6 protein-coding genes are annotated in these 8176 nt (G+C 46.6%); 1 reads left to right on the top strand and 5 read right to left on the bottom strand.

Annotated features, from left to right (window positions below; all coding sequences use genetic code 11):
• Window positions 1-191: 191 nt before the first annotated feature.
• The 5 genes from ABW391_RS27835 to ABW391_RS27855 all read right to left on the bottom strand — a co-directional run bounded on the left by ABW391_RS27835 (window position 192) and on the right by ABW391_RS27855 (window position 7184).
• Window positions 192-635: an aspartyl protease family protein gene (locus ABW391_RS27835; RefSeq protein WP_353485180.1), complete on the bottom strand. Its 444-nt coding sequence runs from the start codon at window positions 633-635 to the stop codon at window positions 192-194.
• Window positions 636-705: 70 nt separating this feature from the next.
• A complete protein-coding gene (locus ABW391_RS27840) occupies window positions 706-2538 on the bottom strand; it encodes a caspase family protein (protein ID WP_353485181.1) in 1833 nt (610 codons plus the stop codon).
• Window positions 2539-2648: 110 nt separating this feature from the next.
• Complete coding sequence (locus ABW391_RS27845; RefSeq protein ID WP_353485182.1) at window positions 2649-3986, bottom strand: vanadium-dependent haloperoxidase; 1338 nt, start codon at window positions 3984-3986, stop codon at window positions 2649-2651.
• Window positions 3987-4042: 56 nt separating this feature from the next.
• A complete protein-coding gene (locus ABW391_RS27850; protein WP_353485183.1) occupies window positions 4043-6079 on the bottom strand; it encodes a kojibiose hydrolase in 2037 nt (678 codons plus the stop codon).
• Window positions 6080-6191: 112 nt separating this feature from the next.
• The gene (locus ABW391_RS27855; RefSeq protein WP_353485184.1) at window positions 6192-7184 is read right to left on the bottom strand and encodes a DUF2279 domain-containing protein; all 993 of its coding nucleotides are present in this window, start codon (window positions 7182-7184) and stop codon (window positions 6192-6194) included.
• Between the two features lie 113 nt (window positions 7185-7297).
• Here ABW391_RS27855 and ABW391_RS27860 point away from each other — a divergent pair, with 113 nt between their 5' ends.
• A complete protein-coding gene (locus ABW391_RS27860) occupies window positions 7298-7990 on the top strand; it encodes a hypothetical protein (protein WP_353485185.1) in 693 nt (230 codons plus the stop codon).
• The last annotated feature ends 186 nt before the right edge of the window (window positions 7991-8176 follow it).

The following is an 8176-nucleotide window of genomic DNA, read 5'->3' on the forward strand; positions in this document are numbered from 1 at the left end:
CTGGACTGGATAAGGCAGTGGCGAAGGCACGCGAGATGGTGTTGGCGTCATAAGGGGCGATAAAAAAAATAAGTGATCATTTTGCCAGAGGATTAGATAAGTAAACGTTTCATTTCAAGTGTTTTATCTAATCCTCTGGCTCAGGAAAAATGATCACTTATTTTTGCCCCATCCGCGTTCCCATTGATCTACTATTCAGACGCCGTAGGCGTGTAACTTTTCAACGACATCTGTGCAAAATAAGGATGATCAGGGTTGACGATCAACTCCTGCCGTTGCGGATGAATCAACACGTCCATATCTTCCAACGGAATTGCTCCAAGCAATAACTCACTATCTCCCGGCAAAACCATTGCATTGCAAATTGTGCGGCGGTTTTTAAAGCGCAATTCTACTGATGATACCACATCGTACTCTACAATTTCACCATTTGCCAATTGACCCTTGCGCTTCTCGACGATCGGTAATTGCAACTGCTCCTGGATATTTTCATTGATGCACAGCATATAAGAACCCGTGTCGACCAAAGCAGTCACCCACATTCTTTTTACTTCATCTTGATCCAGGTAATGGCGGCGCGCCAAAGCCAGATCGTCTCCATTGATGAGTTCTATTTCTGCGTGTACAAGTCCCATTTTTTCTTTTTTGTTTTAAAAATAGCGTAATATTTCAATAAAAACAATTTTTCTTTAAAATTATTTGATTTCAACCCTTCAAGACCACCTCTACCAACTGCGTAGCCCAATCATCGGTGGCTAAGTTCCTCCTGATCAAATCGCGGTTATTCGGTTCTTCGTATTGCAGCTCTTCAAAATACTCGGTGCTGTACAACACCAAAAAACGCTCGGTGGAATGACTGCGTTGACCGCTCAATTCTAGTTCCCGGTTCAATTCATCCAGTTTAATCCAGTCGCTTTGAGGAGGTAAAATACGGCGCATGTAATGTACCTGTACGGTATAATCCGGCCCGATGTACAACATGGCCACATGCAAAGGTTGCTGCGAGCGGTTTCTGGCGCGAAGATGGTACCAAAGTGTTTCACTTGCACCGCTGGCATCCTGCGGAAGGATGAAAGTCAGTTTTTTTTCAGCATAAGGAAGGGGGGCTGAATTGTCTTTGGGTTCTTCACAAAACTGCACTTCCAGGCCATTTTGGATCTTACTGTCCGGATTTTGCAGCCCGCACAATTGTTCCCAACGGGCAATCCGATTGAGGTAACTGTTGGTTTTCTCCAGGTCTTCGCTGGGTTCAAATAACGGTTGTGCATCAGTTAACCGGAATATTTTGCCAATTCCGTTTTTTACCTGAAGCTGGTATTTGGGTGCTTGTTGGTCAGAGGATGGTTCCCAGTTGCGGCCAATATTTTTGTTTTTGGCGTAGTCGATGAATCGTTGTAAAGCGATGGCGCCTTGCCCATCCGTTTCCACTTGAATCGGTAAAGAGGATGCAAAATCGACTGCGGCCCAGTAAAAGTCTTTTTGGGGTAAATCGGTATCCAATATACTGTAAGTCGCAAAAACGGCTTTTACGCCAACCCGAAAATCTGCCTCCTGGTGGTTTTTATCTGGGTTGAAAACGGCAACCTTTACTTTTGCCATTCCTGCTGCGTCCTTTGGCAAACCATGGATGGCGCCACAATTGACCTGCCATTGGTTTTTCTGGAAGGTGATTTGATTGCGCGCCAAAGTTGGCCGAATTTCTTTGCTGAGGAATACTTGATTTTGATTGGTTTGAAAGTTTTCCAATTGTGGCGCCTGGGCGGCATTGGTATTCTTCAACAGGGCTTTGACCCGGGTCATCAATTCGGCATAGGTGTATTCCATGCCTGCATTTTTCAGGATATCCAGTAAGGTTCTGGTAAACAAACCCCGCTGATCTTTGGTTTCCATGGCCAATTCAAAGCGGTCGCAGGCGGCCAGTAGGGTATAGGCACGGGTGGGTACGCTGATCCTTTGCCCCTGCTTTTTTTGTTGAAGGTAAATGTTCTCGCCTTCGGCCAGGAGGTAGGAATCTAAAGTACGGGGAGTGGTTTGTCCGGGTTGAAAACGAGAAGCGCCCAATTCACTTTCCAGCACCCGATTGCGTACACTGGAAGCTGCATGGCAACTGTCGATGATGAACAATACCTCTGCACCCTTTGGAACCTCAGCCAAGAGTGCGCCACGCTCCTTGTCCGACAAATCTTGCTTGCCAGGCAAACGACTGTCGTAACATACCATCGTCTCGTCCTGTTTCAGCGGGTCATTGTAGGCAAACTCAGGCGCGGTTGGCCCATAAGACCCATGACCACTGTAATAAAACAAGACCTGATCTCCATTCTTGATTTGTGGCCCAGTCAAATGGGCACGAAATGCTTTGATGACCCCTGCTCGGGTGGCCTCCGCGTTGGTCAGCTTACGGATATTGGGCTGCAAATGCGCATAATGATGCCGCAAAAATGATTCCACTGCCGCAAGGTCGTTCAGGCAGCCAGATAGATTCCGCACTCCTGAGCCGGGAGCATATTCGTTGATGGCGATGAGCAGGGCGTGAAGCATGATTTTTTAAGTTATGAATTATGAGTTATGAGTTATGAATTATAACGCACAATCCTGCATAGCTGGGTAAGATTGTGTGGTCATAACTCATAATTCATAACTCACTATCACTATTTTTCTTTTCTTCGAGTCCTGATTTTTTGCTGGATTAAATCCCCCACTTTTTTTCCTTGCAATAATCCCAGATCTAAAGCTGGCAAGTAGTGAATACCACCATAAAGGCGGCTAATGCTCGCCTCTTCTGAAGCTTTGATAAAAGATGGGAACTTGCGTATCGTGCGGCCATAAGCCACATTGGTGGTATCGGTAAACGCAAAGTTGTTGCCAAATACTGAAGTCAAACCCTCTGATGCAGCACGTGAGATTACACTGTGGCCACTGGTATGCTCAGGGAAAGCAGGCGTTTGGAGGAATGGCCGCCAATCCTGATCGATGTACTTGTTGATGTAGGTTTCAGGGCGCACCAGGTTGAAGGTGTACTTCGCATGCCAGCAACTGATGAATCCTTCAAATAACCCCAGTGCAGTATACAAATATGCCTCCGAAGACTTGACGTAATCGGCCTTGTTCATCCGCGAAGCCAGCATGGCGATGTTCATCCAGTGGCCACCAGGAGTTACTTTTTTATCGGCAAACATCACGTGCCCTGCATGGTGGGATACAAAGGGGTTGTCGTCCCAGAAGTAGGCGATTTCTTCGCGCTCGGCGCGATTGCTTGCTTCCAGGACATGGTATACTTCTTCTACTTTTTGGTAAAACAAGCTACCCTTGCTGGTATCAAATTTAGGTGGCGGCGGGGGTAAAAACTGTCCAGCCGAATCCAGGACAAATGGACGAATTTTACTCCAGTGTGGTTCTGCTGCATCCTTGTAATCAGGTGGCGTAGGTTGCCAGCGCGATGGATTGCTTTCGTCTACGGTAAACTTGGGGAAAGTACGGCTTTCCTTGTAGTTGTCGGTCTTGGTTTGCTCCACAACTGCCATCCCTACTGTCGTGCCAAAAGCGACAGAACGCTCAAATACATCCCGGGGCATGCCCGATTTTTGCTTCCACTCTTTGTACATCCCTTCACGGAATTCATCCATCAGGTCTTCCGAAAAAGTCAAAGCCCGACCTACGGTCAAAAAAGCATGCACACCCGCCAAAGGAAAGCAGTATTCCTGACCAGCTTCTGGTTTTGGCAATTGCTCCAGCCATTTCACCTGCCCGGCCAAAGATTGTGTGGTAGAATCAGCAAACTTTCCAGCTTCATACCCAGCAAGGGAAGAATACACGTAAATCCTACTTGCCACAGGTGGAGAAAAAATATCGTGAATGATGATTTCATTCAAAGCCCGCACTGACTGGTGCAGGTATTCCGGGTTTTCGGCTTCCTCCCGATCGTATTCCTTTTGACAGGAAAAAAAGCCAACAGTTAAGCAGATTAGCACTGCAAAAGTATGTTTCATTTTAAAAGATTTGAAGATTCGAATGCCAGGATTCGATTACCTGGATTCGAATGCAATTATTTCACGGTAAACGTCTTTTTCTCTACCCCTACGCCTTTAATTGTCAAGGATTTCCAGGCTTTGGGCAATTTGGTTTTGAGTTGAGTAACGCCTTGATCATTGATGTCTAGCCCACCTAAACCGGCCAGAATTGCCTGGAGCATCCCACCTGCACCCGTAGCAAAGTACGGATTGGTGCCGCCCGCTGTTTCGGCCAATACCCCAAATGGAGGGACCTGGTTGGGTTGATAGCTTTTTTTGAATAGGGCATAAGCCTTCTCTGAATCGCCCATCCGACCGTACAATGCTGCCAAAACCGACTGCCCCATCGCCGGGCCATCTTTGGACATGCGGGGTTCGTAGTACAACAGATCCTTGCGGATGGCCGCTTCATCTTTGACAATATCCAATGGGAAAGAGAGCAAATTCACATCGGCTTGCTTGATGGTGACGCCATCATAAGTGGCATTTTCGCGGGTGGTGCCATCAGGGAATTTGAGGATGGGGATGTTTTGAGCTACATGCTCCCAATCCGGGTCGGGCGTGAGGCCCAATTCCAGGGCTGTTTTGGTCGCAATGCGCAAGGAGGTGATGGCCATGCCGTTGGTGAAGGCATTATTGTCAATGTTTTCTTCCCATTCATTGGCGCCGATCACGTTGTTGATGTCGTACTTGCCAGGGCCATTGCGTTCTACTCTGCTCGCCCAAAACTCAGCAGCAGCCTTGATCACTGGCCAACCCCGTTCGCGCAACCAGAGTTTGTCTTTGGTCACCTGATAATATTTCCAATTGGCCCAGGCAATGTCTCCGGTAATGTGGTGCTGAAATGGCCCGGTGAGCGCCCAAACCGGCGTATCCTCCGAGCCTTCGGCGCTGGATTCCCAGGGGTACATCGCTCCCTTGTAGCCGTGTGAAAAGGCATTCTTTTTGGCAGCTTCCAGGCGTTCAAAACGGTAATCGAGCAAGGAGCGGGCAATTTTGGGTTGCAACATCAGCACCGGAGGATACATCCACAATTCGGTGTCCCAAAAGACGTGGCCATTGTATCCTAAGCCCGACAAGCCCATTGGAGAAAGGCTGTACGCGGTGCCTTCCCGGGCAAAAGAATACAGGTGGTACAAAGCAAAACGCACCGCCCGTTGTGCTTCCAGATCTCCTTCAATGACGATGTCGCTTTCCCACAATTTGGCCCATTCTGCTTCGTGTCGTTTGAGCAAACGTGCAGTGCCTTCTAGCTTGGCAAAAATGGTCAGGCGCTCCGCTTCGTTTTGTGGATCCTGGTAGTGCGCCGACGAAACTGCCGAGCCCACCAGTGTGAAACGGTAGACTTCACCCGCTTTGAGTTTTTTGGTAAACTTGGCCAGGTGCATGTTGTAATCCCAATCTTCGTGGATGATGCGCGGTTCTTGGCCATGCGGTTCATCGAAAATAAAACTGGTTGATGAGGCCAACTTTATTCTCCCACTCGGACTGTTGCCTACCGAAGTCAGGAGCGGGATGGTCACGTGTGGGCGATCAATCTCGGCATAATAATTGCGCACATCGCTGAGGTGATCCGGCGCTTCGATCACACTCATTGGGGTGATGCTGACGTCTTTTTTTGCCTGGATTTCAATGATGCTCATGGCCGTATACGGCAAATGACGCAAAGACATCAAGGTGTGCTTCACACTCAACTTGTCACCTACTTCAAAAGTGGTATTCAGTTGAGCCTTTTGCATGTCGAGCGTTTGCTGGTAATTGCTGATGTCGGCGCGCCCGATCCTGCGTCCATCCACATCGAGATTCATGTTCATATGGTTGAAGGTCTTCAGGATGTTGGACACTCGGCCACGTTGGTAGTAGTCATAAACGCCATTCAATACCACGTCTTTGACCCGCATTGGTTCAGGTGAAGAAACCAGGCCAACCATACCGTTGGCTACTGTGACTCCAAAATACTTGCTGGGGTCGATGTTTTTGGCAGGTACCTGCCAGGGTGAATCATTGGTACTTTGGGCACCAACTATGCTGTAAAAAGCAGTGCAGAGGAAAAGGAATGCTAATCGTTTCATTGTTTCATTTTTATCCCACTAAAATAAGTACATGGTGGGTTTGTGCTAGTCTGATTGACAAATCTAAAATAAACCTTCAAGCTCCCGGAGGTAATTTTTGTCAGTGCGATTTTTACCAATGGAAAAAATGAAATTTGGGTTTTCCAAGCGAACTCATTTCCAAAGTTGGGCCGGGAATTTTCACAAAAGACAAGCCCTGAAAAATGGTGCGCAGCAATGGACTTCGCGTGCGAATCCGACGCAAATCCATGTCAAAGGAGATGTAGTATTCTTTTTCGCGAGGTATAGATGTCAAATTATAACTATCTGTCGAATTGGTGTAAACATTCCCATATGCCCCATAAATCCCATCGGCTCCATATCCTACCGCAATATTCAGCCATCTTGGGAAACGGCTATTCTCGGACAATTTAAAAAAAGAAGAGGGATTGATGGATGCCCAAACCGTCATGCCATTATAGTCTTTGATGAATGCCTCCAGGTAATTGTTGCCATACAAACCCTGTGCAATTTGGCGCACACTCAGCGGATTACCCCCTTTGTTGCCCTGGATCAAGGTATTGGGATAACTGGGGCGCGTGTTGGACACTTTGATCATCATTCGCTGATCTTCCCAGAGCAATTCCTGAACCGTAAAAACCGAAACGCCGATGGTATTGGCCAATAAATCCATTTTTGAAAAACCCCATCCAGCCGAAAAACCATCCATTACTTCTACCGTCCCTTGCAGGATCGTTCCTACTCCTGCACCAATCCATACTGCGGGTTTGTGCCTGACGCCCGCCCAACGCATGCCTCTGAATGCCAGGTAACTTTCGGCATAGGCTGTTACAACGTGCCCCGCTTTATCAACTTTTGCCCATTCATCGTTGTTGCCAAATTTGTCATTGAAAAAGCGAAAGCGTCCTAATTCGTAATCCTTGTACCAAATGGAATACAATCCAACCGAAGTGACTGCGTAGGCAGCTCCGCCTCCAATACTTAAGAGTTTAAAACGTTTTGAATGAAAGGTGTCAGCTGGTTCAAGCCAGTCCCAGGCTTTTTTTTCCTGAGCTGAAATTTGAAAGAAGCAAAAGAAAAACAGCAAGACAAGGGTGATACGCATGATTGTCATTTTTGGAGTCAAGAAATTTTGAACAGGGTATGGCAAATTTCCGCCAAATTTGTCGTATAATTTCCTTCGTAATCATTTTTAAAATCCATCATATCCATTTCAAAATGAAAAAACTGATCCTGTTGCTCTGCACGATTTATGGTTTTGCATTCATGCATGCCCAAACCCCAGCTTTTTTGGATGTAAAAGCAACCGAATCCATCGAACGGCAGCCTATCTCGATGACCTATCAAATCCGAGTCAATCCCGAACTGGAAGAAGAATACGATCTGGATCGGGATTATGCTGCACAACGCAAAGCAATGCGTTCGCGCGTCAAAGAGAATGAAATGCAACTCAAGCAATTCCTGGAATCCAATAAGATCAAGTATACGGTAAATCGTGAAGAAAACTACAACATTATTCGGGATGACATGTCCTTTTCTACATTCAATGTTAAAGTAAGCAACAAGGCTGAATTGGAAAATCTGGTGGTTCTCCTGCGTCAATTGAGTTATGTAGAAGGGAATGTAGGTGAGAAAACTTATCCCGATACAGACAAGGACGAAATAGGTTTATTTGAAAAATTGTTCGCAAAAGCCCATCTAAAAGCGGAAAAAATGGCGGCCTTGATGCATTGCAAACTGGGTAAAATTCTGGAAGTTGAAGATCTCGAGAGCCAAAACCTGAGCTATTACGAAATGATTCAAAACACAGACATGCGACCACGATATGAAGAAGGACAGGAGATTTCATCCAATCTGGTGTCTGTCGTTGCCCTCACCATGCGGTTTCGCTTTGAATTGATTTCACAGTAAGAGGTTGGATCCAATGTTTCTTGATAGGGCAAGAATACCTTTTAGTCTTCAAAAAATGACTGTATATCGAACACTTTCGACTTTAACATTTTTTGGAGCAACTCTTTGCGCCCCATACCCGTCTATGTTGATAAGTAACGCAGAAAAATTAACTTCCCGATTTTGGGTTTTGAATAGGAAGTCGAA

Origin of the sequence: Haliscomenobacter sp., assembly GCF_040403615.1 — a bacterium.
Lineage (GTDB): Bacteria > Bacteroidota > Bacteroidia > Chitinophagales > Saprospiraceae > Haliscomenobacter.

Bases quoted from the DNA above. Each gene is read 5' to 3' on its own strand.
- ABW391_RS27835 (WP_353485180.1), bottom strand. From the start codon at position 635: ATGGGACTTGTACACGCAGAAATAGAACTCATCAATGGAGACGATCTG.
- ABW391_RS27840 (WP_353485181.1), bottom strand. From the start codon at position 2,538: ATGCTTCACGCCCTGCTCATCGCCATCAACGAATATGCTCCCGGCTCA.
- ABW391_RS27845 (WP_353485182.1), bottom strand. From the start codon at position 3,986: ATGAAACATACTTTTGCAGTGCTAATCTGCTTAACTGTTGGCTTTTTT.
- ABW391_RS27850 (WP_353485183.1), bottom strand. From the start codon at position 6,079: ATGAAACGATTAGCATTCCTTTTCCTCTGCACTGCTTTTTACAGCATA.
- ABW391_RS27855 (WP_353485184.1), bottom strand. From the start codon at position 7,184: ATGCGTATCACCCTTGTCTTGCTGTTTTTCTTTTGCTTCTTTCAAATT.
- ABW391_RS27860 (WP_353485185.1), top strand. From the start codon at position 7,298: ATGAAAAAACTGATCCTGTTGCTCTGCACGATTTATGGTTTTGCATTC.